24 protein-coding genes are annotated in these 25,620 nt (G+C 72.6%); 14 read left to right on the plus strand and 10 right to left on the minus strand.

Annotation, left to right across the window (positions count from 1 at the left end; translation table 11 throughout):
• The first annotated feature begins 43 nt into the window (after nt 1–43).
• A complete protein-coding gene (locus IRQ30_RS07735; RefSeq protein WP_193612372.1) occupies nt 44–2,233 on the plus strand; it encodes a protein kinase domain-containing protein in 2,190 nt (729 codons plus the stop codon).
• Nucleotides 2,230–4,305, plus strand: coding sequence for a protein kinase domain-containing protein (locus tag IRQ30_RS07740; RefSeq protein ID WP_193612373.1), 2,076 nt, complete (start codon nt 2,230–2,232; stop codon nt 4,303–4,305). Before IRQ30_RS07735 ends, IRQ30_RS07740 begins: the two co-directional genes overlap by 4 nt.
• A 6-nt stretch (nt 4,306–4,311) precedes the next feature.
• Here IRQ30_RS07740 and IRQ30_RS07745 read toward each other — a convergent pair whose 3' ends face one another.
• Complete coding sequence (locus IRQ30_RS07745) at nt 4,312–5,595, minus strand: adenylosuccinate synthase (protein WP_193608554.1); 1,284 nt, start codon at nt 5,593–5,595, stop codon at nt 4,312–4,314.
• 119 nt (nt 5,596–5,714) lie between these two features.
• On the opposite strand from IRQ30_RS07745, the gene IRQ30_RS07750 reads away from it, so the two are divergent.
• Both IRQ30_RS07750 and lysS read left to right on the plus strand, forming a co-directional pair.
• Nucleotides 5,715–6,632, plus strand: a complete 918-nt coding sequence (locus tag IRQ30_RS07750) for a diacylglycerol/lipid kinase family protein (protein WP_227467197.1) — start codon at nt 5,715–5,717, stop codon at nt 6,630–6,632.
• Between the two features lie 28 nt (nt 6,633–6,660).
• Nucleotides 6,661–8,307, plus strand: a complete 1,647-nt coding sequence (gene lysS, locus IRQ30_RS07755; RefSeq protein WP_193612374.1) for a lysine--tRNA ligase — start codon at nt 6,661–6,663, stop codon at nt 8,305–8,307.
• A 550-nt stretch (nt 8,308–8,857) separates the two neighbouring features.
• On the opposite strand, the gene IRQ30_RS07760 is transcribed toward lysS, so the two are convergent.
• Both IRQ30_RS07760 and fbaA read right to left on the minus strand, forming a co-directional pair.
• Nucleotides 8,858–9,268: a DUF3151 domain-containing protein gene (locus IRQ30_RS07760; RefSeq protein ID WP_193612375.1), complete on the minus strand. Its 411-nt coding sequence runs from the start codon at nt 9,266–9,268 to the stop codon at nt 8,858–8,860.
• 24 nt (nt 9,269–9,292) lie between these two features.
• Complete coding sequence (gene fbaA, locus IRQ30_RS07765) at nt 9,293–10,324, minus strand: class II fructose-bisphosphate aldolase (RefSeq protein ID WP_193612376.1); 1,032 nt, start codon at nt 10,322–10,324, stop codon at nt 9,293–9,295.
• A 118-nt stretch (nt 10,325–10,442) separates the two neighbouring features.
• On the opposite strand from fbaA, the gene IRQ30_RS07770 reads away from it, so the two are divergent.
• The 5 genes from IRQ30_RS07770 to IRQ30_RS07790 are packed head-to-tail and all read left to right on the plus strand — an operon-like array spanning nt 10,443 to nt 13,859.
• Nucleotides 10,443–11,303 (plus strand): hypothetical protein, encoded by an 861-nt coding sequence (locus IRQ30_RS07770; RefSeq protein ID WP_193612377.1) that lies wholly within the window; start codon nt 10,443–10,445, stop codon nt 11,301–11,303.
• The gene (locus tag IRQ30_RS07775) at nt 11,300–11,788 is read left to right on the plus strand and encodes a SigE family RNA polymerase sigma factor (RefSeq protein ID WP_193612378.1); all 489 of its coding nucleotides are present in this window, start codon (nt 11,300–11,302) and stop codon (nt 11,786–11,788) included. The genes IRQ30_RS07770 and IRQ30_RS07775 overlap by 4 nt, the downstream gene beginning before the upstream one ends.
• Nucleotides 11,789–11,816: 28 nt before the next feature.
• Nucleotides 11,817–12,296 carry a DUF2867 domain-containing protein gene (locus tag IRQ30_RS07780; protein WP_193612379.1) on the plus strand — a complete coding sequence of 160 codons (480 nt, stop codon included), beginning with the start codon at nt 11,817–11,819 and terminating at the stop codon, nt 12,294–12,296.
• A 46-nt stretch (nt 12,297–12,342) separates the two neighbouring features.
• Nucleotides 12,343–13,095 carry a septum formation family protein gene (locus tag IRQ30_RS07785; RefSeq protein ID WP_193612380.1) on the plus strand — a complete coding sequence of 251 codons (753 nt, stop codon included), beginning with the start codon at nt 12,343–12,345 and terminating at the stop codon, nt 13,093–13,095.
• Nucleotides 13,096–13,103: 8 nt separating this feature from the next.
• Entirely contained in the window at nt 13,104–13,859 is a 756-nt protein-coding gene (locus IRQ30_RS07790) for a septum formation family protein (protein WP_193612381.1), read from the plus strand.
• A gap of 4 nt (nt 13,860–13,863) precedes the next feature.
• Here IRQ30_RS07790 and IRQ30_RS07795 read toward each other — a convergent pair whose 3' ends face one another.
• Nucleotides 13,864–14,502, minus strand: coding sequence for a TrmH family RNA methyltransferase (locus IRQ30_RS07795; RefSeq protein WP_193612484.1), 639 nt, complete (start codon nt 14,500–14,502; stop codon nt 13,864–13,866).
• Nucleotides 14,503–14,596: 94 nt separating this feature from the next.
• Here IRQ30_RS07795 and IRQ30_RS07800 point away from each other — a divergent pair, with 94 nt between their 5' ends.
• Entirely contained in the window at nt 14,597–15,304 is a 708-nt protein-coding gene (locus IRQ30_RS07800; RefSeq protein ID WP_338089615.1) for a DedA family protein, read from the plus strand.
• Here the strand turns inward: IRQ30_RS07800 and pyrE are convergent.
• Nucleotides 15,301–15,843: an orotate phosphoribosyltransferase gene (gene pyrE / locus IRQ30_RS07805; protein WP_193608563.1), complete on the minus strand. Its 543-nt coding sequence runs from the start codon at nt 15,841–15,843 to the stop codon at nt 15,301–15,303. The genes IRQ30_RS07800 and pyrE overlap by 4 nt on opposite strands.
• 39 nt (nt 15,844–15,882) lie before the next feature.
• On the opposite strand from pyrE, the gene IRQ30_RS07810 reads away from it, so the two are divergent.
• Nucleotides 15,883–17,040 (plus strand): pyridoxal phosphate-dependent aminotransferase, encoded by a 1,158-nt coding sequence (locus IRQ30_RS07810; RefSeq protein WP_193612382.1) that lies wholly within the window; start codon nt 15,883–15,885, stop codon nt 17,038–17,040.
• On the opposite strand, the gene IRQ30_RS07815 is transcribed toward IRQ30_RS07810, so the two are convergent.
• Genes IRQ30_RS07815 through clpB form a run of 3 tightly spaced genes read right to left on the minus strand, consistent with a single transcriptional unit; the run spans nt 17,015 to nt 21,243 of the window.
• Nucleotides 17,015–17,569: a hypothetical protein gene (locus tag IRQ30_RS07815; RefSeq protein WP_193608565.1), complete on the minus strand. Its 555-nt coding sequence runs from the start codon at nt 17,567–17,569 to the stop codon at nt 17,015–17,017. The two genes, IRQ30_RS07810 and IRQ30_RS07815, sit on opposite strands and share 26 nt — an antisense overlap.
• 28 nt (nt 17,570–17,597) lie before the next feature.
• On the minus strand, nt 17,598–18,623 hold the full coding sequence (locus IRQ30_RS07820) for a hypothetical protein (protein WP_193612383.1): 1,026 nt from the start codon (nt 18,621–18,623) through the stop codon (nt 17,598–17,600).
• A gap of 25 nt (nt 18,624–18,648) precedes the next feature.
• The gene (gene clpB / locus IRQ30_RS07825) at nt 18,649–21,243 is read right to left on the minus strand and encodes an ATP-dependent chaperone ClpB (RefSeq protein WP_193612384.1); all 2,595 of its coding nucleotides are present in this window, start codon (nt 21,241–21,243) and stop codon (nt 18,649–18,651) included.
• Between the two features lie 595 nt (nt 21,244–21,838).
• Here clpB and IRQ30_RS24150 point away from each other — a divergent pair.
• From IRQ30_RS24150 to IRQ30_RS07840, 3 genes are read left to right on the plus strand one after another with little or no spacing between them, the layout of a single operon-like run.
• Entirely contained in the window at nt 21,839–22,816 is a 978-nt protein-coding gene (locus IRQ30_RS24150; RefSeq protein ID WP_193612385.1) for a hypothetical protein, read from the plus strand.
• A gap of 25 nt (nt 22,817–22,841) precedes the next feature.
• Complete coding sequence (locus IRQ30_RS07835) at nt 22,842–23,258, plus strand: BLUF domain-containing protein (protein WP_193612386.1); 417 nt, start codon at nt 22,842–22,844, stop codon at nt 23,256–23,258.
• A gap of 48 nt (nt 23,259–23,306) precedes the next feature.
• On the plus strand, nt 23,307–23,996 hold the full coding sequence (locus tag IRQ30_RS07840) for a hypothetical protein (protein ID WP_193612387.1): 690 nt from the start codon (nt 23,307–23,309) through the stop codon (nt 23,994–23,996).
• On the opposite strand, the gene IRQ30_RS07845 is transcribed toward IRQ30_RS07840, so the two are convergent.
• On the minus strand, nt 23,993–24,427 hold the full coding sequence (locus tag IRQ30_RS07845) for a heat shock protein transcriptional repressor HspR (protein ID WP_193608571.1): 435 nt from the start codon (nt 24,425–24,427) through the stop codon (nt 23,993–23,995). The genes IRQ30_RS07840 and IRQ30_RS07845 overlap by 4 nt on opposite strands.
• Complete coding sequence (gene dnaJ / locus IRQ30_RS07850; protein ID WP_193608572.1) at nt 24,427–25,605, minus strand: molecular chaperone DnaJ; 1,179 nt, start codon at nt 25,603–25,605, stop codon at nt 24,427–24,429. Before dnaJ ends, IRQ30_RS07845 begins: the two co-directional genes overlap by 1 nt.
• Nucleotides 25,606–25,620: the final 15 nt, after the last annotated feature.

Genomic DNA, 25,620 nt, shown 5'->3' on the forward strand with positions numbered 1-25,620 from the left:
CCAGGCATGATTGCGGCTGCCCCCACTCGGGAAAGAAGCCTGCATGCCCCAGTTCCCCCGCGTCGGCGACCTCTTCGGTCGCTACCGCATCGACGCCCAGATCGGGCAGGGCGGCATGGGTGTCGTCTTCGCCGCGACCGACACCGCCTTCGACCGGCGGGTGGCGCTCAAGGTGGTCTCGGCGGCGCTCGGCGGGTCCGCGGAGTTCCTGGCCCGCTTCGAGCGCGAGGCCTCGCTGCTGGCGCGGCTCAACTCCCCCCACGTCATCGCGATCTTCGACTACGGCGAGCAGGACGGCTGCCCCTACCTCGCGACCCAGTACGTCGGCGGCGGCGACCTCGGCGCCCTGCTGGCCGCCCGCGGCCCGATGCCGCCCCAGCTGGCCTCCTCGGTGTGCGCCCAGGTGGCCGACGCGCTCGGCGACGCCCACCGCGCCGGCGTCGTCCACCGCGACGTGAAGCCCACCAACGTGCTCCTGCGCGACGCCGACACCCGCGACCTGCACGCCTACCTGTGCGATTTCGGCATCGCCCGCAGCGACAGCGAGGGGCTGACCGCGCCCGGCTCGGTGTCCGGCACGTGGAGCTACCTCGCCCCCGAGTGCGGCGCCGGCGCCCCCGGCACCGTCTCCTCCGACGTCTACGCGCTCGGCTGCCTGTTCTGGGCCACGCTGACCGGCTCGCCGCCGTTCCGCGGCAGCGACGTCGAGATCGCGATCGCCCACCAGAACGCCCCGCTGCCGCAGCTGGCCGGCGACGACGCGTTCACCCGCCACGCCAACGCGATCCTCGCCAACACCCTCGCCAAGGACCCCCGCGCCCGCTACGACACCGCCGACGCGCTGCGCGCCGACCTGCTCGCGGCGGCGGGCATCCCGTCGACCGGCATCCGCCCGCTGTCCTCCCCGGCCATCGCCTCGTCGCCCTCCGCCCCGACCGCGCTCCCCTCGGGCGGGCGCGTGTCACTGGGGTCGCTGCCCCGGGCGACGTCCCCGGGGGGCGGACCCCGCCGACGTCGTACGGGCCTCGTCGTCACGCTCTCCTGCCTCGCGGTCCTCGCCGTCACCGGCGGGATCGTCGCCGCCACCCAGCTCGGCGACGACCCCGAGCCCGGGCCGAGCGGCGGCGGCACGACCACGGCCGCCCCCACCAGCGCCGACCCGACTCCCACGGGCCCGACGGAGACTCCGAAGCCCGAGGTCGTCGGGCCGGTCACCGGCGACCAGGACGGCGACGGCCTGGGCGACGTCACCGCCCGGTGGCGGCCGGAGGGCAAGAGCTTCGAGCGGGTCGCCACCTGGCACAGCGACGGCTCCGCGCTGGCCCTGGCCGACCAGCGCCGGGAGCGGACGACGCGGGACTACAGCCGCGAGGAGGTGCTGGGCGACTTCGACGGCGACGACGTCCTCGAGCTGGTCGTCGTCGACACCCCGGCGCAGACCGGTGAGATCACCGTGAAGGGCACGCTCTCGGGCGGCGCCGCGGTGAAGCAGCGGCTGGCGCGGCCGCAGAACAAGCCGTACGTCACCCCGATCGCCGGTGACGCCGACGGCGACGGGCTCGACGACCTGATGCTGGTCTCGTGGGCGCTGCAGAAGCCCATGGCCCTCTCCGTGGCCCGGTCGGACGGCACGCGCTTCGGCAAGCCGGCGTTCGGCGTCGAGGTGCCCTTCGGCTACCAGGACACGTCGGTGGAGGTGGGCGACCTCGACGGCGACGGCCGCGCCGACCTGGCCCTGCTGACGACCCCCGACGTGCCGGCGGGCGACCGGTCACGGTCCACGGTCCGCACCTACCTGTCGCAGGAGGACGGCCGCTTCGTCGAGCGCGGCAAGGCGCGGACCTTCACCAGCGACATCGGTCCGGGCCTGCACGCCATGGACATCGACGGGGACGAGGACACCGAGCTGCTGGTGAGCTCGGACCAGGACTCCTTCATGGAGCTCGTCGTCCTGGACCACCAGCGCGGAGGCATGGGCAAGCCGCGGCCGGCCGGCGTCCTGCCGCAGCCGCCCAGGTCCTACTACGACAGCGAGGTCGTCGTGGGCGACTACGACGGCGACGGTCGCGACGACGTCGCCGGCCTGGGACGGGCCCCGGCGGGCAAGAAGACGGCCCTGCAGGTCGCGCTGTCGTCGGGCAAGCGGCTCGGCGGCGCCAGCGTCTGGGCCACGTGGGACCTCGAGCTGACCGACTACTACGGGCTCAACGCGCTCGGAAGCAGCTTCCCGTGAGCGGCCAGGCGCCGCCGCCGCCCCCTCCGCCCCCGCGCCCGCCGTCGCCGCCGTCGGGTGGTCGACCCCCGCGGGTCGGCGAGCTGGTCGGCCACTACCGCGTCGACAGCGTCCTCGGCGTGGGCGGCATGGGCATGGTCTTCTCCGCCACCGACACGCGGCTGCAGCGCCAGGTGGCGCTCAAGGTGATGCTCGGCCACGTCGGGACGTCGCCGGAGTTCCAGCGGCGCTTCCAGCGCGAGGCCTCCGTCCTGGCCCGGCTCGACTCCCCGCACGTGGTCGCGATCTACGACCACGGCGAGCAGGACGGCTGGCCGTTCATCGTCACCCAGTACGCCGCCGGCGGCGACCTCGGCGCGATGATCCGCAACGGCGGGCCGCTGCCGCCGCCGCTGGCCTTCCGGGTCTGCGCCCAGGTCGCCGACGCCCTGTCGGCCGCGCACTCGGTCGGCGTCGTGCACCGCGACGTCAAGCCGGCCAACGTGCTGCTGCGCGACGAGCGGACCGACCGGGTCCACATCTACCTGTGCGACTTCGGCGTCGCCACCACCGAGGGCGCGGGGCTGACGACGCCCGGCGCGGTCGCCGGCACCTGGAACTACCTGGCCCCCGAGCGCGCCGCGGGCGACCCCGGCACGCCGGCCAGCGACGTCTACTCCGTGGGCTGCCTGCTCTACGAGTGCCTGACCGGCCGGCCGCCGTACACCGGGGCGGACGTGTCGGTCGCGATGGCCCACCTCCAGCAGCCGGTCCCGCAGCTGCCGGGCGAGGACGACCTGACGACGCGGGTCAACCAGGTCCTGGCCGGCGCGCTGGCCAAGGACCCCGCGGAGCGCTACGACTCCGCCCGCGCGCTGCGCGACGCGCTGCGCGAGCTGGGCGGCGGACTGACGCCGTCCACCCCGACCTCGCCGCCGCTGGTGCTGGGGCGACGCCGTCGGCGCCGTCGACTGCTCGTCGCGAGCGGCGTGGCGACCGCCCTCGTGCTCGGCGGCGTGGCGACCGGCGTGCTGCTGACCTCCGGCGGCGACGACCCGACTGCCGACCCGGACCCGGCCCCGACCTCCGGGTCGCCCGCCCCGACGGCGACGGGCACCCCCGTGCCGGAGCCGACGCCCGAGGTGGTGACCGGCGACCTCGACCACGACGGCCTCGGCGACGTCGCGCCCCTGTCCTACGACGGATCCTGGCTGATGCGCTCGAACGGGACGCGGCTCGCCAAGCCCCGTCGCCTGCCCGGCGTGACCCCGCCGGCCGTGACGGGCGACGTCGACGGCGACGGCCGCCTGGACGTCGTGACCATGGACGGCGAGCCGCCCTCGATGGTCGCCCGCACGCGGCTCGCGAGCGGGACCGAGCAGACGTCCCTGGTGCGCAGCGGGGCCGTGGACGACATCCTGGCCGACCACATCCCGTTCGTCGCCGACGTCGACGGCGACGAGCGGCAGGACCTCGGCGTCGTGACCATCGGCGACGGCCGGATCCTGGTCACCGTGGCGCGCGGCCGCGGTGACGGCACCTTCGGCAGCGGCAAGCGCTGGCTGCGCGGCGACGCGCCGCGCGACTCACCCGGCGGCGGCCAGGTCGCGCTCGGCGACCTGACCGGCGACGGCCTGGCGGACCTGGTGTTCGTCGCCGAGGCGGAGACCGAGACCCGGCTGCGGGTGCTGGTGTCGACGGGGTCGGCGTTCGAGGCCCAGCCGCCGAGCCCCGTGCCGTTCGACCTGCGCTACGAGTCCTGGCGGGCCGGCGACTTCGACGGCGACGGCACGGACGAGCTGGCGGTGGTGCAGTCCGGACCCCGGGTCACGGTGTACTCCTGGGAGGACGGGCGCTTCACGACCTCGCCCTGGATCGACGCCCTGTTCGAGGAGGGCTACACGATCCTGGGCGCCGGCGTGACCGACATCGACGGCGACGGCGACGACGACCTGGCCCTCCACGCCTACCAGGAGGGCATCGTCGTGCTCACGTCGTCGACCAACGCCTTCACGATCGCCGACGACCGCCCGACCAAGGTGCCTTCCCGGATGCTGCAGCTCGACCAGCTGGGGCCCATCAGCTACAAGTGAGCCGGCTCAGAGCAGGTCGTGGACGACGATCGTCTGGTCGCGCTTGGGACCGACGCCGATGACCGAGATGCGCGAGCCCGACATCGCCTCGACCGCCTTCACGTAGGCCTGGGCGTTGGCGGGGAGCTCCTCGAACGTGCGGACGTGCGAGATGTCCTCCCACCAGCCCGGGAGCTCCTCGTAGATCGGCACGGCGTGGTGGAAGTCGCTCTGGTTGACCGGCATCTCGTCGTGGCGCACGCCGTTGACGTCGTAGGCCACGCACACCGGAACCTTCTCCAGGCCCGTGAGCACGTCGAGCTTGGTGAGGACGAAGTCCGTGACGCCGTTGACGCGCGCGGCGTAGCGGGCGATGACCGAGTCGTACCAGCCGCAGCGGCGCGGGCGCCCGGTCGTGACGCCGAACTCCGCGCCGACCTTGCTGAGGTGGGCGCCGAAGTCGTCGAACAGCTCGGTGGGGAACGGGCCCTCGCCGACGCGGGTGGTGTAGGCCTTCACGATGCCCACGACACGGTCCAGGCGGCTCGGCGGGATGCCGGAGCCGGTGCACGCGCCGCCGGAGGTCGCCGAGCTGGAGGTCACGAACGGGTAGGTGCCGTGGTCGACGTCGAGCAGCGTCGCCTGGCCGCCCTCGAGCAGCACGGTCTCGCCGCGGTCGAGCGCCTGGTTGAGGAGCAGCCCGGTGTCGCAGACCATCGGGCGCAGCCGCTCGACGTACTCGAGCAGCTCCTCGACGATCGCGTCCACCTCGGGCGCGCGGCGGTTGTAGATCTTGGCGAGGATCTGGCCCTTGAGCTCGAGGGCGCCCTCGACCTTCTGGCGCAGGATGTTCTCGTCGAAGATGTCCTGGACCCGGATGCCGATGCGGTTCATCTTGTCGGCGTACGTCGGTCCGATGCCGCGCCCCGTCGTGCCGAGGCGGCGCGAGCCGAGGAAGCGCTCGGTCACCTTGTCGAGGCTGCGGTTGTAGCTCGCGATCACGTGCGCGTTGGCGCTGACCTTGAGCTTGCTGACGTCGACGCCGCGGGCGGTCAGCGCGTCGAGCTCCTCGAAGAGCACCTCGATGTCGACGACGACGCCGTTGCCGATGACCGGCGTGCAGTTGGGGCTGAGGATGCCGCTGGGCAGCAGGTGCAGGGCGTACTTCTCGTCGCCGATGACCACCGTGTGGCCGGCGTTGTTGCCGCCGTTGAACTTCACGACGTGGTCGACGCGGCTCCCGAGCAGGTCGGTCGCCTTGCCCTTGCCTTCGTCGCCCCACTGGGCACCGATGATGGCGATGGCAGGCATGTGCACTCCTCGTGGTGGAACGACAAAGCCCCGGGCAACAGCGACCGGGGCTCTTGCGGCGTCACGCTACCAAAGCGGACCGTCGGCCGCTCAATCCCGTGGGCTAGTGTCCCTGTGCGATGGACCCTCTTCTGGTGATCACCAACAGCGACGCCGGCACCGCCGACGACGAGTCGCTGGCGGCTGCCCTGGCCGTGCTGCGCGAGCACACGTCCGTGGAGGTCCAGGCGACCTCCAACCCCGGCGAGCTCGACGGGGTCCTGCACCGCGCGGGGTCGCGCCGGATCGTGGTCGCGGGAGGCGACGGCAGCCTGCACGCCGTGGTCGCCGCCCTCCACCGCCGCCACGACCTCGACAAGGCGGTGCTCGGGCTGCTCCCGCTCGGGACCGGCAACGACTTCGCCCGCGGCGTCGGCATCCCCCTCGACATCGAGGAGGCCGCCTCGGTGCTGGTGACCGGCCGGGTCCGGGCGATGGACCTCATCGTCGACGAGGTCGGCCAGGTCGTCGTCAACAGCGTCCACGTGGGCGCCGGCGCCAACGCCAGCCGCCGCGGGCACCGCTGGAAGGGCCGCCTGCACGCCGTGGGCGTCGGCAAGGTCAACCTCGGCAAGCTCGGCTACCCGATCGGCGCGGCCCTCACGGCGTTCAAGCCGCCGGTCCTGCGGCTGCACGTCGAGCTCGACGGCAAGGTCGTCAACGACCTGGACACGCGGGTGCTGATGGTCGCGCTCGGCAACGGCTCGTCGGTGGGCGGCGGCACCGAGCTCACCCCCGAGGCCGACCCCGAGGACGGCCGGATCGACCTGATGATCTCGCGCGCCACCGGACCGATCGCGCGGCTGGGCTTCGCCGCCCGGCTGGGGTTCGGCACCCACGAGCAGGCCGACGACGTCACCGCCCTGCGCGGCCGCGAGGTCTCCGTCAGCGGCGAGCGGTTCTGGATCAGCGCCGACGGCGAGATCTCCGGACCGGAGCGCCACCGCACCTGGCACGTCGAGCCCGCCGCCTACTCGATGGTCCTGCCCGCCGGCTGAGCCCGCCCGACCGGTAGCGTTGCCGCCTGTGGCACGAAGCAAGGGACAGCAGGGCGGCGACCCCGTCGACTGGGTGACGCGCGCCGCCGACGACGCCATCCGGCACGCCGGCGAGGGCAACCGGGTCACCGTGTCCTCGGGCATCAGCCCGTCGGGGCCGGTCCACCTGGGCAACCTGCGCGAGGTCCTGACCGTCCACTTCGTCGCCGACGAGATCGCGCGACGCGGCGTGCCCGTGCGGCACCTGCACGTGTGGGACGACTACGACCGCTTCCGCAAGGTGCCGGCCGGCATCGACGCGTCCTACGCCGAGCACATCGGCCGCCCCCTGTCCGCCGTCCCGGACCCGACGGGTGAGTTCCCCAGCTGGGCCGGGCGCTGGAAGGCGCCGCTGCTCTCCGCGCTGGCCGAGATGGGCGTCGAGCTCGAGCAGGTCAGCCAGACCGAGCGCTACACCTCGGGCTTCTACCGCGACCAGGTCCTGCACGCCGTCTCGCGCCGCGACGACATCGAGGCCGTCATGGCCCGCTACCGCACCAAGGCGCCGGCGGCCGGCGAGGACGCCGCGGCCGCAGGCATCCCGTTCCCCTACAAGCCCTACTGCCGCCAGTGCGGGCGCGACACGACCACCGCGACGGCGTACGACGACGCGACCACGACGCTGTCCTACACCTGCTCCTCGTGCGGCTTCACCGGCAGCACCAACCTGTCCACGGACTTCGAGGGCAAGCTCGTGTGGAAGGTCGACTGGCCGATGCGCTGGGCGCTGGAGAAGGTCGACTTCGAGCCGGCCGGCGACGACCACGCCACCCCGGGCTCGTCGTTCACGGTCGGCAAGGAGCTGGTGGGCGAGATCTTCGGCGCCCCCATGCCGACGTACTTCGGCTACTCGTTCGTCGGCATCGCCGGCATGGCGAAGATGTCGTCCTCGCGCGGCGGCGTGCCCACCGCGGCCGACGCACTGCGGATCCTCGAGGCGCCGATCCTGCGCTGGCTCTACGTGCGCCGCCAACCGCGCCAGGTCTTCACCATCGACTTCGGCCCCGAGGTCGTGCGGCTCTACGACGAGTGGGACGCGCTCGGCCGCAAGGCCGCCGACCCGGCCCGCCGCGACGGCGCCGTGCTCGCCTACGAGCGCGCCTCCGCCACCGTGTCGGCCGGCACCCTGACGACGTCGCCGGTGCCCGTGCCCTTCAAGCTGCTCTCCTCGGTGGCCGACGTGACCGCCGGCTCCGCCGAGCTGATCTCCTCGACCGTCGCCCGCGTCGGCCACCCGCACGAGTCGGTCTCCGACCTCGAGCCGCGGCTGTCGAAGGCGATGACCTGGACGCAGGAGTTCGTGCCGGAGGACGACCGCACCACCGTGCGCTCCTCCCCCGACACCGACCGCCTGGCGGCCCTGACCGAGGACGAGACCCGCTGGCTGGCACAGCTGCTCGACCGGCTGCCCGACTCCTTCGACCTCGACGAGCTGACCGCCCTGATCTACGGCGTGCCCAAGCTCGCCCGCGGCATGGGCGTCGACGACCCGCCCACCGACGAGGTCAAGGCGGACCAGAAGGACTTCTTCCGCCTGCTCTACCAGCTCCTCGTCGCCGCCGACCGCGGCCCCCGCCTCCCCACCCTCTTCGTCGCCCTCGGCCCCGAGCGCGTCCGCACCCTCCTCGGCGCCTGACGCTCGCACGCCGCGACCTCCGGTGGTTGAGGTGCGAGCGCCGCGAGCCTCGAAACCACCCATCCGGTGGTCGAGCAGCGAGGAGCGCCAGCGACGAGCGCCCGTCGAGACCCCTGCACCTCTGGTTGTCTCCTCGGGGCCGGACTGGGGTGCCGCGCGCTTAGCCGGTCGCGTCTCCGCGTCAAGGAGCTTCGCCCGCTTCGCGGCGGCCTGCGGCCGTCCTTGACCCGGAGCCTCTCTCGACCGGCTTGACGGCGCACGGGGCGACACGGGCTCCGCCCGCGCCGCCCGCGCAATGCGCGGCACCCCTCTGGTGGGGTTGGTGTGACTGGTGGTGCGACAACCGACACTCAGCGTCGGCAGTTGGTCACCACACCGGGCCGGCCAAGCGTGGAGACGTCGGCGTCAGGCCCGAACTGCCGACGTAGGTGACCGATAGGCAGGGCCCGGGCTGCTACGCGCGCGGGCCAACCTCAGCCACGCATCGACCGTGTGGTTTCGAGGCTCGCTGGCGCTCGCACCTCAACCACCGAAGGTCGCGCCCCGCCACTCAGCCCAGGAGTGCGTCGTACGCCGCAGGGCTGGAGTCGCGCAGGAACTCCGAGCAGCGCTCCCACTCGTGGGTCTCGCCGATGGCGCGGGCCGAGAGGGCCAGGAGGGCCAGGCTCGTGAGAAAGCCGCGATTGGGCTCGTGCTCCCACGGGACGGGGCCGTGGCCCTTCCAGCCGTTGCGGCGCAGGTTGTCGAGCGAGCGGTGGTAGCCGACGCGGGAGTAGGCGTAGACGGTCACGTCGTCGGCGCCGGACTCGCGGGCCTCGCCGGCGAGGGCGGCCCAGGCGGCGGGCGACTCCGGGTGGCGTCGTACGACGTCAGCAGGCGTGGAGTCCGCCAGCTCCGCAGCGGCCGGGTCGACCGGCAGGTGGGTGGGAGGGGGGCCGGCCATCAGATCCATGTGACTCATGGCCCCAGTGTCCCAGGCCGACGGCTAGCTGACCGACTTGCCTGCGGAGCGGAGGTTCTCGCAGGCCTCGCCGACGCGCGCGGCCATGCCGGCCTCGCCGGCCTTGCCCCAGGCGCGCGGGTCGTAGGCCTTCTTGTTGCCGACCTCCCCGTCGACCTTCAGCACGCCGTCGTAGTTGGCGAACATGTGGGCGGCGACCGGGCGGGTGAAGGCGTACTGGGTGTCGGTGTCGACGTTCATCTTCACGACGCCGTAGTCGACGGCCGCGCCGATCTCCTCGGCCGACGAGCCGGACCCTCCGTGGAAGACCAGGTCGAACGGCTTGCTGCCGGCCTCGAGGCCGAGCTTGGCGGCGACGGCCTCCTGCGCGGTCTTGAGGATCTCGGGGCGCAGCTTGACGTTGCCGGGCTTGTAGACGCCGTGGACGTTGCCGAAGGTCAGCGCCGCCATGTAGCGACCCTGCTCGCCGTTGCCCAGCGCCTCGATCGTCGCCAGCGCGTCCTCGGGGGTCGTGTAGAGCTGGTCGTTGATCTCGTTGGCGACCCCGTCCTCCTCGCCACCGACGACGCCGATCTCGACCTCGAGGATGATGTGGGCGGCGGCGCAGCGGGCGAGCAGGTCGCGCGCGATCTCGAGGTTCTCCTCGAGGGGCACGGCGGAGCCGTCCCACATGTGCGACTGGAAGAGCGGCAGCTCGCCGCGGGCGACGCGCTCGGCGGAGATCTCCACCAGCGGGCGCACGAAGCCGTCGAGCTTGTCCTTGGGGCAGTGGTCGGTGTGCAGCGCGATCTGCACGGGGTAGTTCTTCGCGACCTCGGCGGCGTAGGCGGCGAACGCCACGGAGCCGGTGACCATGTGCTTCACGCTGGGGCCGGAGAGGTACTCCGCGCCGCCGGTCGAGACCTGGATGATGCCGTCGGAGCCCGCGTCGGCGAAGCCCTTCAGGGCCGCGTTGAGCGTCTGCGACGAGGACACGTTGATCGCCGGGAACGCGAACGCGTTGGCCTTGGCCGTGTCGAGCATCTGGGCGTACATCTCAGGAGTCGCGATAGGCATGACGCCAGCGTAGTGGCTACCGGCGGGTCGGCCGAGACCCAACGTCGCCCGTGACAACCGATCCGCCGACCGTCCCGTCTCCCCTGCTGAAGGCAATCGCACACGAGAGGTGGACGCCATGACGTCGAGTCGGCTCCAGGACGAGATCGAGCACTCCTTCGGGGACGGCCCCGCGCCACGCCCGGTCGACGCGCACGTGGCGGCGGGACGACGGGCGCTGCGCCGCCGCCGGGCAGGCGTCGCCTCCCTGGTCGTCGTGGCCGCGGTCGGCGCCGGCTGGGCCGTGACGGGGCCCCAGGACTCCGGGGGCACGAGCGGCGAGGTGGCCACCGACCCCACCGCGACGCCCACGCCGACCCCCATGACGACGCCGGTGCCCGCCGGCGCTCCCTGGACCGACGAGGAGGGCCCGGTCCGCTACCGCGACGGCGTCCTCGAGGTCCGACCGGGCGTGGTCGTGCACGAGCGGATCGACGACCCCTACGCCGACCGGCCGTCGCGCGCCTCTACGGCCCTCGACGTCACCTACCGCGGCGAGCGGCAGTGGGTCATCGCCGAGCTCGTGGGCGCCGGCGACGACGACTTCAGCGTCGGGACCGCCGACCCCAGCAACGGCTGGGCGAGCTTCGCCGACTGGGTGGCCGACCAGGTCGACGCCAACGGGGCCGGCGACGACGGCTGGCCCGTGTCCCTCGAGCAGGACCAGCAGGGCCGCGTCGTCGCGACCCCCGGCACCACCGTGCTGGACCGCACCGACGACCCGCGCCTGGGTGACTCCTTCGCCGCCCCCCGACAGCCGACCGGCGCCGCCCTCGTGGTCGCCGCCGAGGACGGTAAGCGCTACTTCCTGGTCTGGCGGGTGCTCGACGGAGGGCTGAACGTCATCACGACCCCGGCCACCCGCAAGCTGGGCGGCACGTTCGAGGAGATGCTCGACCACGCCCGGGCGCAGTACGCCGGCGGCGAGGGGCTGCTGTGAGCACGTCCTCGCGCGACGACGAGTTCGCCGCGTTCGTCGCGGCTCGCCAGCGTCATCTCCGCCGCATCGCCTACGCGTGCTGCGGCGACTGGCACCGCGCCGACGACCTGCTGCAGACCGCCCTGGTCAAGCTGTACGTCGCCTGGCCGCGGCTGCGCCGCTCCGACAACGCCGAGGCCTACACGCGCCAGATCATCGTGCGTGCCAACGTCGACGAGTCGCGCCGCCCGTGGCGCCGGGAGCGCTCCGGGCTCGACGGCGTGGACGGGGCCGCACCGGAGGGGATGCCGGTCGAGGAGCGGTCGGCGCTCTTCGAGGCGCTCCAGGAGCTGCCGGAGATGCAGCGCAAGGTGGTCGTCCTGCGGCACTGGCTCGGCCTCTCGGTCGGCGAGACCGCCCGCGAGCTGCGGATCTCGGAGGGGACGGTCAAGAGCCACTCCTCCCGGGGCCTGGGCCGGCTCGAGCAGACGCTCACCGAGCGGTAGCCGCACACCCGGGCCGTACCGTCGAGGCATGCGCCGGCACCGCTCGTTGAGGACGACCACCCGCGAGTCCGCGCTGCCCGTCGATCCCGACCGCGCCTGGGCCGTCGTGGCGTCCGGCCGCACCGGCTCGCGCTGGTACGTCGACGCGGCGCCGTTCGTCGTCCGTGGGGGCATCGACCGGCTGGCCGGCGGCGTCGGCCGCCGGTGGCCGCCTCCGGGCACGCCCCTGCTGGCGACCGGCGACCACGCGGGCTTCTGGCGGGTGGCCGAGGCCGACCACGACCGCCGCCGCCTGGAGCTGGTCGCCGAGGTACGCGCACCCGGGACGGTCACCCTCACCACGGAGATCACCGACGCCGGCCGGCTGCGGCAGACCGTCGCCCTCGACCCGGACGGGCTGCTCGGCGCGGCGTACCTGGTCGCCGACCTCGGCGCCCGCGAGCTGGTGTCCGAGCTGACCCACCGCCGGCTCCTCCGCGAGATCGGGCAAACGCCGACGCGGCCCTAAGAGGGCGGGTTAGGGTCGCGCCACCCACCCCTCGGAAGGACCCTCCGTGCTCCGCTCTGCCGTCCGCTCGCTCCTCGTCACCGTGGCCGCCGCCGCCCTCGTCGCCGGCCCCTCGCTGGCCGACGCCGCCCCCGCGCAGCGCGCCGGCGACCCCACCTTCCACCTGCAGCCGGTGGGCAGCTGCCACGCGCTGACGTTCAAGCAGTACGTGGCCGAGTCCGCGCCCGCGACTGCCGTGCCGTGCACCGAGGCGCACACCAGCCGGACCATCGCCTCCTTCACGCTCTCCGGCAAGGTCGACTGGAAGGACGGCGCCGCGCTCTGGGCGAAGGCCGCCAAGCGGTGCCACCCCGCCTTCAGGTCCGCCCTCGGCGGCAACGCCAAGACCCGCAACATGTCGAGCTACATCATCAGCTTCTTCATCCCGACGGCGGCGGAGCGCCGCCAGGGCGCCACCTGGCTCCGCTGCGACATCGCCCTCCCCGGGGGCAAGCAGCTGCAGCCACTCCCCACCGACGGCGGCCGACTGCTGCCCGTCCCGCTGGACGACTCCGTGACCTACTGCCTGTCCCCCAAGAACTTCCGCACGGTCTGCGCGAAGCCGCACACCTACCGCGCCGGCGGGGTGGTGCGTCTGTCCGGGAAGAGGTACCCGGGCGAGAAGCGGATCGCCAGGATCGCCGTCCGTAAGTGTCCCGGGGCCACCGGCGTCAAGAAGACGTACTTCTACCACACCCAGCGTCACAGCTGGAGGTACGCCGACAAGGTGATCATCTGCATGATCAAGACCCGGAGGTGAAGGCCTCCATGCTCCGCACCGCACTCCGCTCGCTCCTCGTCACCGTGGCCGCGGCCGCCCTCGTCGCCGGCCCGTCGCTCGCCGACGCGGCACCCGCTCAGCGTGCTGGCGACCCCACCTTCCACATGCAGCCGGTCGGCAGCTGCCACGCCCTGACGTACAAGCAGCTCATGTCCGAGTCCACTCCCGCGACCGCCGTGCCCTGCACCGAGGCGCACACCAGCCGGACCATCGCCGAGGTCCGACTCACCGGCAAGGTCGACTGGAAGGACGTCGACGCGCTCTGGGCGAAGAAGGGCGCCAAGCGCTGCTTGCCCGCATGGAGGTCCGCGCTCGGCGGAAACGTCAAGACCCGCGGCATGGCGACGTACGTCATCGCGTGGTTCGTCCCGACTGCCGCCGAGCGCCGTCAAGGCGCCGCGTGGATCCGCTGTGACGTCGTGCTCCTCGGCGGGAAGAAGCTCCAGCCGCTGCCCACCGACGGCCGCAGGCTTCTGCCCGTCCCGCTGGACGACTCGGTGGCCTACTGCTTGTCCCCCAAGGGCTTGATGACGGTCTGCGCGAGGGCACACACCTACCGTGCCGTGCGCGTGTTTCCGCTGGCTGGGAAGAGGTACCCGGGCGACAAGCGGATCGACGCGATCGCCGCTCGTAAGTGCCCGAAGGTCACCGGCACCAAGAAGGCGTACTGGAACCACACCACGGCCGAGGGCTGGAAGTACGGCGAGCGGTTGATTCGATGCCTGGCCAAGACCCGCAGGTAGCGCCCTAGCCGCGCCAGGCGTCGTCGCCCGACAGGTCGGCGTACTGGCGCACCCAGGCGTGCATGGCGATCGCCGCCGCGGCGGAGGCGTTGATGGAGCGGGTCGAGCCGAACTGCGCGATCGAGAAGGTCCCGTCGCACGCCTCGCGCGCGGCCGCCGAGAGCCCCGGGCCCTCCTGGCCGAAGAGGAAGCACACCCGCCGCGGCACGTCCATCGTCTCGAGGTGAGCGCTGCCGGGCAGGTTGTCGATGCCGAGCAGGCGCACGTCGCGCTCCCCGAGGTACGCCGCCAGGTCGGCGGCGGTCTCGTGGTGGCGCACGTGCTGGTAGCGGTCGGTGACCATCGCGCCGCGACGGTTCCAGCGGCGGTTGCCCACGATGTGCACCTCGGCGGCCAGGAAGGCGTTGGCCGACCGCACGACGGTGCCGATGTTGAAGTCGTGCTGCCAGTTCTCGATGGCGACGTGGAAGTCGTGCCGCCGCAGGTCGAGGTCGGCGACGATCGCCTCCATGCTCCAGTAGCGGTAGCGGTCGACGACGTTGCGACGGTCGCCCTCGGCCAGCAGCACCGGGTCGTACTCCGCCCCGGTGGGCAGGGGCCCCGCCCACGGTCCGACGCCCACCTCGGCGGGACCGTGCGGCATCGGGTCGTACGGCGCCCGCCGGTCCTCGCTGTCCTCCGCCACGGCGGCGAGACTACCCAGGGCCGACGTGGGCGCCGCCAGGTACCGTTTGTCCGTGATCGCGCTCCTGCTCGACCCCCTGCTGCTGGGCATGGACTGGATGGACCCCAACTGGCTGCTGGAGGAGTTCGGCAGCGCGTTCTACTGGATCAGCCTGCTGATCGTCTTCGTCGAGTGCGGCCTGTTCTTCCCGTTCCTCCCCGGTGACACGCTGCTCTTCGCGCTGGGTCTCTTCATCGCCGGCGAGTCGATGGACATGTTCCCGGGCAGCCCCCTGGTGGAGCTGCTGATCGCCTTCCTGCTCCTGACCACCGCCGCCGTGCTGGGCAACGTCGCCGGCTACGAGATCGGCCGCGCCATCGGGCCGCCGCTCTACAACCGCGAGGGCCGGATCCTCAAGAAGAAGTACTTCGACCAGACCCAGGCCTTCTTCGACAAGCACGGCAACAAGGCCCTGGTCATCGGGCGCTTCGTGCCGTTCGTCCGGACCTACATCACCGTCGTCGCCGGCGTCACCCGCATGGAGCGCCGCCGATTCTTCAAGTGGAGCCTGGTCGGGGCCGTCCTGTGGGTGGCCAGCATCCTCGCGCTCGGCTACTTCCTCGGCTCGGCCTTCCCCGGGCTCGGCGAGAACATCGACAAGGCGATCATCCTGATCCTGGCCTTCTCGGTGCTCCCGGTGATCTACGAGTGGTGGAAGCACCGCCGCCAGGTCGACGAGGCGGTCGACGACGTGTCGGACGACGCGACCGCCGGCAGCTAGCCGCGGGCGGCGTCCAGCGCCGCCTTGGTGAGCACGGCACGCACCTCGAGCCCCACGTCGGCGAGCGGGTTCTCGCCCTCGGGGCTGCGGTCGATCGCGCACACCACGACCTCCACCACGGCGCCGGCCTCGCGCAGCGCTCTCGTCGCGTCGCGCACGGCGCCGCCGGTCGTGATCACGTCCTCGACCAGCGTCACCCGGCGCCCGGCCACGTCGGGGCCCTCGGCCAGCTTGCAGGTGCCGTACTCCTTGGCCTGCTTGCGCACGAACAGCGCGGGCGTCCCGGTGAGGCTGCTGACCAGCGTCGCGATCGGCACGCCGCCGAGCTCGAGCCCGCCCAGGAGCTCGGTGCCCTCGGGCAGCAGCGGCACCATCTGCCGCGCGACCCGGGCCAGGAGCTCGGGCTGGGCCTCGAAGAGGTACTTGTCGAAGTACTCCGACGACACCTGGCCGGAGCGCAGCGTGAACTCGCCGGTCAGCCGGCAGCAGGCGTCGACGTCGGCGGCGAGGGTGGGGTCGGGAGCTGGGTCCGTGGTCACGCGTGAAGGCTAGCGTCCGCCCCCCGTACGCTCGGACGCATGCTCGCGCACCGCCTCGAGGGGATCCCGCCGACCATCTTCTCGCGCATGTCGGCCCTGGCCCTGTCCACCGGCGCGGTCAACCTCGGCCAGGGCTTCCCGGACGTCGACGGGCCGCCCGAGGTCGTCGACCGCGCGGTGGCCGCGCTGCGCGAGGGCGCCAACCAGTACGCCCCCGGCACCGGCATCCCGGCGCTGCGCCAGGCGATCGCCCGGCACCAGCAGCGCCACTACGGCATCGAGCTCGACCCCGACACCGAGGTCGTCGTCACCACCGGCTGCACCGAGGCGGTGGCCGCGGCCCTGCTGGGGCTGGTCGACCCGGGCGACGAGATCGTGGTGCTGGAGCCCTACTACGACTCCTACGTCGCGATGATCCAGATGGCCGGCGGCGTACGGCGCCCGGTCACCCTGCGCGCCCCCGACTTCCGGCTCGACCTCGACGAGCTGCGCGCCGCGGTCACCCCGCGCACGCGCTTCGTGCTCCTCAACACCCCGCACAACCCGACGGGCACGGTGCTGAGCCGCGTCGAGCTCCAGGCCGTGGCCGACCTCGCGATCGAGCACGACCTGGTCGTGATCACCGACGAGGTCTACGAGCACCTGGTCTTCGACGACCACGAGCACGTCCCGATCGCGACCCTGCCGGGCATGGCCGAGCGCACGCTGACGCTGTCGAGTGCGGGCAAGTCCTACTCGTTCACCGGGTGGAAGGTCGGCTGGGCCACGGGGCCGGCCGCGCTCGTGGGCGCGGTGCTAGCCGCCAAGCAGTGGCTGACGTTCACGTCCGGCTCGCCCCTGCAGCCGGCGGTGGCGCTGGCGCTCGACGAGCTGCCGGACGTCCCGCGCGAGCTCGCCGTGGACCTCCAGGGCCGGCGCGACCTGCTCTGCGCCGGGCTCACCGACGCTGGGCTCGACGTCCGGGTGCCGGAGGGCACCTACTTCGCCACCACCGACGTCGCCGCGCTGGGGTGGCCCGACGGGCTGTCGTTCTGCCTGGCCCTGCCCGAGCGAGCCGGGGTGGTGGCGATCCCGGCCCAGGTCTTCTACGACGACCAGGAGGAGGGCCGCCACCGCGTGCGCTGGGCGTTCTGCAAGGAGCCCTCGGTGATCGCCGAGGGCACCCGGCGCCTCAGCGCCGCTGACCTCCGGCCCTGAACCACGCGTTGCCGCGGCCGACGTAGAGCAGCACGATCGCGGCGATGCACATGATCAGGTTCAGCACCGGCAGGATCGCCAGCGCCGTCAGGAGGCAGAGCGGGATGGCGACCGCGGCCGAGATCGTCAGCACGATCCGGGCCCAGGCGGCGCCGCGCATCACGAAGAACGCCAGCACGATCGCCACGAGCGCCCACACGATGCCGATGCCCGCGAAGATGACCGTGAAGGTGCTGATCTGGTCGCGCGTCCAGCCGGACGCGCTCTCCTCGAAGCCCTCGTAGTACTCGTCGACGCCGGCCAGCACGGCCACGAGGAGGAAGCCCAGCGACAGCAGCGCGATCGTGCTGCCCACCCACGTGAGGACGGCCGCGGCGGTCACCGTGCCGGGGCGTCGGCCGCCGTCCTGGGGAGCGTGGGCGAAGGCCGGGTTGTAGGCGCCCTGCTGCGGCTGGCCGTAGGGGTTCTGCGTCGGCTGGCCGTACGGCGGCGGAGGGGGCGCGCCGAAGGGGTTGTTCGGGTCGGTCATGGGGCGAACTCTTCCATCCTGCTGCGGCTCAGGAGAACCAGGCCCGCACCTCGGGCCGGGCCAGCAGCGAGATCGTCACCAGGCACGCGGCCAGCGGCAGCACGAGGACGATGTTCAGCACCGCACCGACCAGGGAGACGGCGCCCGCGATCGCGGCGGACACGATGAGCGCGGTGCGGCCCCAGCGGACGCGGCGGAAGGCCTGCACGGCGAACACCATGGCGGCGCCGCCCCAGACCACCACGATGCCGGTCAGGGCGAACGTCGCCGAGCGGATCTCGGCCTCCGAGAGCCCCTGGGAGCGCAGGTCGGGGTTCTGCTTGTAGAGCTCCTCGAAGACCAGGTCGGGCGCGGCCAGGAGCACGAGCGCGCTCATCGCCAGCAGGAAGATCGCCAGCGAGCAGAACGCCCAGGTGATGATGCAGGCCCAGAGCAGCTGACCGGGCCGGGCGGACGAGCGGGTGGCGACCCGGCCCGTCGGCGTGACGGAGGAGGTCCAGGCGGCGGACGGCGCGGCGCCGAAGCCGGTCATCGGGCGCGGCTCGACGGGCGGCGCGGGCGGGGGCGGGGCCTGGAACATCGACGGGGTGGCGGGACCGGCCGGGCTCTCGCGCTCCACCGGTGCGGCCGCCTTGCCGTCGAACCAGTCGCGGGCCGGCTGGAACCACAGCATCACCGAGGCCGCCGCCACGACGGCCGACATGAAGCCGCCGGCCACCATCCCGCAGACGAACAGCGGTCCCGCCACGACGGCGAGGCCGAGGCGGGCGCTGCGCGAGCGCTTGAGCACGTGGAAGCCGAGGATCGCGGCGGCCGTGGCACAGGCGCCGGCCACCATCGCGAGGACGCGCAGGATCGTCGTGACCCCGTCCATGTCCAGGCCCAGCCCGTCGCCCGGGGGCTCGGACAGGAAGGTCTCGATCGACTTCTGGGTCTCCAGCGAGCCCAGACCGGCCACCCGCTGGAACACCAGGGCGAGGATCAGCGCCGAGCCGCCCATGATCATCCAGGCGGCCAGGGTGACCTGTCGTGGGCGTGGGGGCGCGTCGCTCATGCGCCCCATTCCACCAGTTCCGTGCTCACCCGGCGACGGCGAGGGTCAGCGCCCCGTCGTCCCCGAGGTCCACGGTCACCCGGTCGCCGTCGGTCACCTCGCCGCCGATGAGCATCCGCGCGAGCGGGTCGCCGATGGCGGTCTGGATGAGCCGGCGCAGCGGCCGGGCGCCGTACGCGGGGTCGTAGCCGGTCTCCGCGAGCCACTGACGAGCCGCGGGCGCGACGTCGATCGCGATCCGTCGTACGGCGAGCCGCTGCTCCAGCAGCGCGAGCTGCAGCTCCACGATCCGGCCCAGGTCGTCGCGGGTCAGCGCGTCGAACTGCACGATGTCGTCGAGGCGGTTGAGGAACTCCGGCTTGAAGCTCGAGCGCACCACGGCGAGGACCGACTCGCGCTTCTTCTCCGGGTCCAGCAGCGGGTCGACCAGGTAGTGCGAGCCGAGGTTGCTGGTGAGGATCAGGATCGTGTTGCGGAAGTCGACGGTGCGGCCCTGGCCGTCGGTCAGCCGGCCGTCGTCGAGCACCTGCAGCAGGATGTCGAAGACCTCGGGGTGGGCCTTCTCCACCTCGTCGAGCAGCACCACGGAGTAGGGACGGCGCCGCACGGCCTCGGTGAGCTGACCGCCCTCGTCGTAGCCGACGTAGCCCGGAGGGGCACCGACCAGGCGCGAGACCGAGTGCTTCTCGGAGTACTCGCTCATGTCGATGCGCACGATCGCGCGCTCGTCGTCGAAGAGGAAGTCGGCCAGGGCCTTGGCCAGCTCGGTCTTGCCGGTGCCCGTCGGGCCGAGGAAGAGGAAGGAGCCGGTCGGCCGGTTCGGGTCGGCGATGCCCGCGCGCGATCGGCGTACGGCGTCGCTGACGGCGCGCACGGCCTCGTGCTGGCCGATCAGGCGCTCGCCGACGACGGACTCCATCTCCAGCAGCTTGGCGGTCTCGCCCTGCAGCATCCGGCCGGTCGGGATCCCGGTCCAGGCCTCCACGACCTCGGCGACCTGCTCGGCGCCGACCTCCTCGCCGACCAGCGGCTCGACGTCGGTGCGGTCGACGGCCTCGACCTCGCGGATCTGCTGCTCCAGCGCAGGGATCCGGCCGTAGAGGATCTCGCTGGCCTTCTCGAACTCGCCCTCGCGCTGGAGGCGCTCGCTCTCGATGCGCAGCTGGTCGAGCTGACGGCGCAGCTCGCCCTCGCCCTCGAGGGTGGCCTTCTCCTGCTCCCACCGGGCCTCGAGCCCGCGGAGCTCCTCCTCGCGGTCGGCCAGGTCGGCGCGCAGCCGCTCCAGCCGCTCGGCGGAGGCGGCGTCGCTCTCACGCTGCAGCGCGAACTCCTCCATGCGCAGCCGCTCGACCTGGCGGCGCAGCTGGTCGATCTCCTCCGGGGAGGACTCGATCTCCATCCGCAGCCGCGAGGACGCCTCGTCGATGAGGTCGATGGCCTTGTCGGGCAGCTGGCGCCCGGTGATGTAGCGGTCGCTGAGGGTCGCGGCGGCCACGAGCGCGGCGTCGGTGATCCGGACGCCGTGGTGGGCCTCGTACTTCTCCTGGATGCCGCGCAGGATCTGGATGGTGTCCTCGACGCTGGGCTCGCCCACGAAGACCTGCTGGAAGCGGCGCTCCAGCGCGGGATCCTTCTCGATGCGCTCGCGGTACTCGTCGAGCGTGGTGGCACCGATCATGTGCAGCTCGCCGCGCGCCAGCATCGGCTTGAGCATGTTGCCGGCGTCCATGGCGGAGTCGCCGCCGGCGCCCGCGCCGACGACGGTGTGCAGCTCGTCGATGAACGTGATGACCTGGCCGCCGGCGTCCTTGATCTCCTCCAGGACGGCCTTGAGGCGCTCCTCGAACTCACCGCGGTACTTCGCTCCCGCGACCATCGCGGCCAGGTCCAGGCTGAGCACCCGACGGCCCTTGAGGGAGTCGGGCACGTCGCCCGCCACCACGCGCTGGGCCAGGCCCTCGACGACGGCGGTCTTGCCGACGCCGGGGTCGCCGATGAGCACGGGGTTGTTCTTGGTGCGGCGCGAGAGCACCTGCACGACGCGGCGGATCTCGGCGTCGCGCCCGATGACGGGGTCCAGGCGGCCCTCCTGGGCGGCGGCGGTGAGGTCGACGGAGTACTTGTCCAGCGCCTCGTACGTCGACTCGGCGTCCTGGCTGGTGACGCGGCGGTTGCCGCGGACGGCCGTGAGCCCCTCGCGCAGGCCGGCCTCGGTCAGCCCCGCGTCGGCGAGGACCCGCTGCGCCGGGCTCTCGGTGCCGGCGATCGCGATCAGCAGGTGCTCGGTGGCGACGTACTCGTCCTTCATGGACGAGGCCAGGTCGAGAGCGCCCGCCAGCACCCGGGTCAGGGCGGGCGAGGCGGCGGGCTGCTGGACGGTCGCACCGCTGGCCTTCGGCAGCGCGTCGAGCACGGCGACCGCGCGGGCGGTCAGCGCGGCGGCGTCGACGCCGGCCTTGGTGACCAGGTTGCGGGCGATGCCGTCCTCCTGGCGCAGCAGGGCCACCAGCACGTGGATGGGCTCGGTGGCGGTGTTGCCGGCCGTGGTGGCCGAGAGCTGGGCGGCCTCGATGGCCTCCCGGCTGCGGGTGGTGAACTTGTCGGCGCCGAACTGGCTCATGGGTGCTCCTCCTGCGGTGGCGCTGGTACGTGATGCTGACATAACGTGTGGGAACTTGAGTCTGTTCCACTCAACTCTGGGCAGTTTGATCCCCCGTCGGCCGGGGAAGGAAGCCATCTCCTACCGCCGACGGAAGGCAGCCCCATGTCCAGCAACGTGCCCGGACTGGACGCGAGGATCCAGAAGGTCGTCGAGGCCGCCATCGCGGCCGAGATGTCCGACTTCGGCTACTACGGCACCTGCGCCGACGGCTTCGACGGCTACTCCCGGGCCACGGAGGAGTCGCCGATCACGGACTCCATCCGGGTCACCTATCCCGAGGGCCACGTCTACGCGTTCGGGAACCGCTCGGACCACCTCGAGCCCAACTTCTCGGGCGCCTACGCCCACGTGACCGACCTATACAGCAAGTGGGACGAGGAGATCAAGCAGAACTTCGAGCGGTTCGACGACCTGCCCACCCCCGAGAGCTTCGACTTCAGCATCGAGCGGCTCGGCATCCTCGCCACCGCGCTCGACGGCCGGCGGCGCCTACCTCGACGGCAGCGGTTCCGACGCCCGGACGTCCCTGGGCAACGCCGACCTCGCCGGCTACGTGGCCGCGATCGGCAGCGACCTGTCCGGCTTCCAAGGCGATGCCATCGAGGCGCTGAACGGCTCCTACCTCGCACGCACCTCCACCGTGATCGCCGGGCAGCAGGTCCTCATGGTGGCGCTCGGCATCGTCGTGACCGGGGAGCGGGAGGTCTGGGTCAGGACGCGGGAGGACCTGCTCGAGATCGCCGACTCGGCGGAGGCCGCCTTCCTCGACTACGCCGGCGGGGGCGGTGGCGGGTCGCTGAAGACCACGTTCCTGGTCCTTGGCGCCGTCGCCACCGCGGCGACGGCGTTCACCGGCGCCGGCATGATCGTCACCGCCGCGGCGCTCAACGCCGCCGGCACCTTCCTCCCCGAGACGCCCGCCGAGCCCGAGCTGGAGTTCGCCGGGGGAAGCGTCAGCGAGGTCCACGGCCACCTGCTGATGGCCCTGAGCGACCAGTGCCGCGTGATCGCCGACGTCGAGCGGGCGTTCGCCGACTGCGCGGACGCGGCCGTGGCCTCCAGCGTCGACAACCCCGACTACCACGACTTCGCGACGCCGGGCGATCCCGTGCCCTTCCTCCAGGCGGGCGAGGACGCGGAGTACTTCGGCCCCGGGGAGACCCTGGCCGTCCACGGCCCGGAGCTGCGCGAGGCCGCCGGCAAGGTGGAGGCCGTCTCCCAGGTGCTGCAGCACGTCTGCCAGGACCTGCCAACCCTGTCCTCCTGGAGCTGGGACCGCCACCACGTCGTCGGCTACGGCCGCTACGGCCACCACGGCGAGACCCAGGCCCTGGCGCAGCACCTCGAGGGCCTGCTGCAGGGCTCGGCGACCCGGATGAACGAGGTCGCTGAGAAGATGGTGCTGGTCTCCTACGACTTCGAGGCCACCGAGCAGCAGATCGCCGACGAGCTCCGCCAACGGCTCGCCGAGGTCCCCGACCCCACACCGAACCAGGACGTCGAGTACGGCCACCCCGCCGACGCCGGCTGAGTTCTCCCCCTCCGGAAGGAGCCCCGTGCTCTCGATCACCTACGTCAGCACCGCCGACCGTCTGCTGTCGAAGCCCGAGCTGCTGAGCATGCTCTCCGCGATCCGTCCGCGCAACGAGGAGCTGGGGCTGACCGGGGTGCTGCTCTACCGCGGCGGCAACATCATCCAGACGCTCGAGGGGCCCGACGAGGTCGTCGACACGACGTACTCGAAGATCGAGCGGGACCCCCGTCACCGGGGCGTCCTCCTGCTGCTGCGCGAACCGGTGGAGCAGCGGCTCTTCCCCGACTGGTCCATGGGCTTCCACGAGGTGAGCGTCGCGGACGTGGCCGGGGTGGAGGGCTACACGGAGTTCCTGCGGCGACCCGCCACGGCCTCGCTGGGCGACCAGGCAGCGCCGGCGTACCGGCTGCTCGAGCTCTTCCGCGAGAACATGCGGTAGCCCGAACAGGCTATTCCCCCGGCGGCCGGACACACCGAGACTGCGGCAATGAAGACCACCAAGTCCACCCTCACCGTGCTGCTCGCCGCCGTGCTGCTCGTGCTCGGCTTCGACTACGTGACGTTCGCCGCCACCGGCTCCAGTCTCGTCCTCGGCAAGACCAACACCGCCGGCAAGACGACCCAGGTCACCAACAAGGGGGCCGGCCCCGCGCTCTCGCTCAGGACCAGGCCCAACGCGCCGCCCCTGAAGGTGACCTCGTCGAAGAAGGTCGCCCGGCTGAACGCCGACGCCCTGGACGGGCTGGACGCCAGCCAGCTCGGGACCAAGGTCTACCGCCTGGAGCGCGAGGTGGACGTCACCGGCAGCTACGCGACGGGGTTCACCGGCATCCCGGCCGGCACGTACGCCGTCACCTACAGCGTCACGATGACCGAGGCCGGGGGCACGGCCGCCAACCCCCGTCAGACCGAGTGCTACTTCGACGTGCCCGGGAGCCCCGGGGTGAGCACCAAGCGCGGGTACTCGACGTCGGGCTCCAGCGGCTACTACCCCAACCTCACCGGCACCACCGTGCTGACGAACCCGACGTCGTGGGACTTCTTCTGCTCGGCGACCCCGTCAGTGAGCTGGGACAGCGTCTACTCGCCCCTGGAGATCATCTTCACGAGGATCGACACGGTGCGCCCGGTCGGGACCAAGCCCGCCGCGAGCGGTCCGCCGCTGCGCCAGCGCTAGCGGCCGCGGCGCCAGACGACCACCGACTGGCCGGTGGACGTCTGGCGCAGCACCGGCAGCTTGTTGGCGGGCGCCTGGTCGAGCGAGCGGCCCGTGAGGGCCTGCCGCAACGCGTCGCGGGTGGCGTCGAGCTCGGCCTGCAGCTCCTCGTTGCGGGCCGCGAGCGCCGCGACCCGGTTGTCGAGCTCGAGGATCCGGCGCACCCCCTCGATGCCGATGCCCGAGGAGGTGAGGTCGGCGATCTCGCGCAGCCGCTCGATGTCGCGCGCGGAGTAGCGGCGACCACCCCCGACCGTGCGGCCGGGGGTGATCAGGCCGAGGCGCTCGTAGGTGCGCAGGGTCTGCGGGTGCAGCCCGGTCAGCTCGGCGGCCACGCTGATGACGAACACGGCGGCGTCCGGGCCGGGAGCCGCGAACGGCGGCCCGGACATCACGCGCCCGCCTCGAAGAGGTTGGCGCGCAGGGGTTTGCTCGCCATGGCCTCACGGTAGGCCTGGACGGCCTCGCGCGCGGCCTGGTCGAGCACCGCCGGCACCTGTACCTCGACAGTGGCGAGCAGGTCGCCGTACGTGCCGTCGGCCCGACGCACGCCCTTGCCCCGGACCCGGAAGGTGCGCCCGTTGGGCGTGCCGGCCGGGATCTTGAGTGTCACCGGGGCGCCGCCCAGCGTGGGCACCTTGATGTCCGCACCCAGCGCCGCCTCGTCGAAGGAGACCGGGACGGTGAGGGTGAGGTTGTCGCCCTTGCGGGCGAAGAGCCGGTGCGGGGAGACCTTGACGACCACGAACAGGTCGCCCGCGGGTCCGCCGTTCTCGCCGGCCGAGCCCTTGCCGCGCACCCGGATCCGCTGACCGTCCTTGACCCCCGCGGGGATGCGCGCCTGGATGGAGCGCGCGGACGTGCCGCGGCCGCTGCCGTGGCAGGTCGGGCAGGCCTCGTCGTAGACGAGCTGGCGACCGCCGCAGTGGGGGCAGGTCTCGTTCATGGCGAACGCGCCGCCGGTGGAGACGGTGACGTAGCCGGCGCCGTCGCACTGCGGGCAGATGTGCGGCTTGGTGCCGGGCTTGCCGCCCGTGCCGGAGCACGCGGGGCAGGGCGAGTCGGAGGCGAGCCGCAGCGAGATCGTGACGCCGTCCATGGCGTCGGTGAAGCTGATCGTCGCCGTCGTCTCGACGTCCGCGCCCTTGCTCGGCCGGCGGACCTGCTGCCCGCCGCCGCGACGGCCGCCGCCCCCGAAGAGGTCGCCGAACATGTCGCCGAAGCCGCCCCCGCTGCCGGCACGGTCGCGGAGCAGGTCGTCGAGGTTGAACCCGCCGCCCGCCCCGCCGCCGCCGAAGCCGCCGCGGGCGCCCGAGCCGTAGAGCTCGCGCATCTCGTCGTACTTCGTGCGCTTGTCGGCGTCGCCCACGACGTCGTAGGCCTCGGCGACCGCCTTGAACCTGTCGTGCTTCGCGGTGTCGCCGGGGTTGGAGTCGGGGTGGTTGGCGCGCGCGAGCTTGCGGTAGGCCTTCTTGATCTCGTCGGCCGTCGCGTCCTTCTTGACGCCGAGCACCTGGTAGAAGTCCTTCTGCGCCCAGTCGGCGCGGAAGCCCTCCTTGCCGTCACTCATCGCACACCTCCTTCC

This window comes from Nocardioides lijunqiniae (assembly GCF_015024225.1).
In the GTDB taxonomy this organism is placed as follows: Bacteria; Actinomycetota; Actinomycetes; order Propionibacteriales; family Nocardioidaceae; genus Nocardioides; species Nocardioides lijunqiniae.

Excerpts from the sequence above, each read along its gene's own strand:
- IRQ30_RS07735 (WP_193612372.1), top strand. The coding sequence starts at position 44 with ATGCCCCAGTTCCCCCGCGTCGGCGACCTCTTCGGTCGCTACCGCATC.
- IRQ30_RS07745 (WP_193608554.1), bottom strand. The coding sequence starts at position 5,595 with ATGCCTGCCATCGCCATCATCGGTGCCCAGTGGGGCGACGAAGGCAAG.
- IRQ30_RS07750 (WP_227467197.1), top strand. The coding sequence starts at position 5,715 with ATGGACCCTCTTCTGGTGATCACCAACAGCGACGCCGGCACCGCCGAC.
- IRQ30_RS07760 (WP_193612375.1), bottom strand. The coding sequence starts at position 9,268 with ATGAGTCACATGGATCTGATGGCCGGCCCCCCTCCCACCCACCTGCCG.
- fbaA (WP_193612376.1), bottom strand. The coding sequence starts at position 10,324 with ATGCCTATCGCGACTCCTGAGATGTACGCCCAGATGCTCGACACGGCC.
- IRQ30_RS07770 (WP_193612377.1), top strand. The coding sequence starts at position 10,443 with ATGACGTCGAGTCGGCTCCAGGACGAGATCGAGCACTCCTTCGGGGAC.
- IRQ30_RS07780 (WP_193612379.1), top strand. The coding sequence starts at position 11,817 with ATGCGCCGGCACCGCTCGTTGAGGACGACCACCCGCGAGTCCGCGCTG.
- IRQ30_RS07790 (WP_193612381.1), top strand. The coding sequence starts at position 13,104 with ATGCTCCGCACCGCACTCCGCTCGCTCCTCGTCACCGTGGCCGCGGCC.
- IRQ30_RS07795 (WP_193612484.1), bottom strand. The coding sequence starts at position 14,502 with ATGCCGCACGGTCCCGCCGAGGTGGGCGTCGGACCGTGGGCGGGGCCC.
- IRQ30_RS07810 (WP_193612382.1), top strand. The coding sequence starts at position 15,883 with ATGCTCGCGCACCGCCTCGAGGGGATCCCGCCGACCATCTTCTCGCGC.
- IRQ30_RS07815 (WP_193608565.1), bottom strand. The coding sequence starts at position 17,569 with ATGACCGACCCGAACAACCCCTTCGGCGCGCCCCCTCCGCCGCCGTAC.
- IRQ30_RS07820 (WP_193612383.1), bottom strand. The coding sequence starts at position 18,623 with ATGAGCGACGCGCCCCCACGCCCACGACAGGTCACCCTGGCCGCCTGG.
- clpB (WP_193612384.1), bottom strand. The coding sequence starts at position 21,243 with ATGAGCCAGTTCGGCGCCGACAAGTTCACCACCCGCAGCCGGGAGGCC.
- IRQ30_RS07840 (WP_193612387.1), top strand. The coding sequence starts at position 23,307 with ATGAAGACCACCAAGTCCACCCTCACCGTGCTGCTCGCCGCCGTGCTG.
- IRQ30_RS07845 (WP_193608571.1), bottom strand. The coding sequence starts at position 24,427 with ATGTCCGGGCCGCCGTTCGCGGCTCCCGGCCCGGACGCCGCCGTGTTC.
- dnaJ (WP_193608572.1), bottom strand. The coding sequence starts at position 25,605 with ATGAGTGACGGCAAGGAGGGCTTCCGCGCCGACTGGGCGCAGAAGGAC.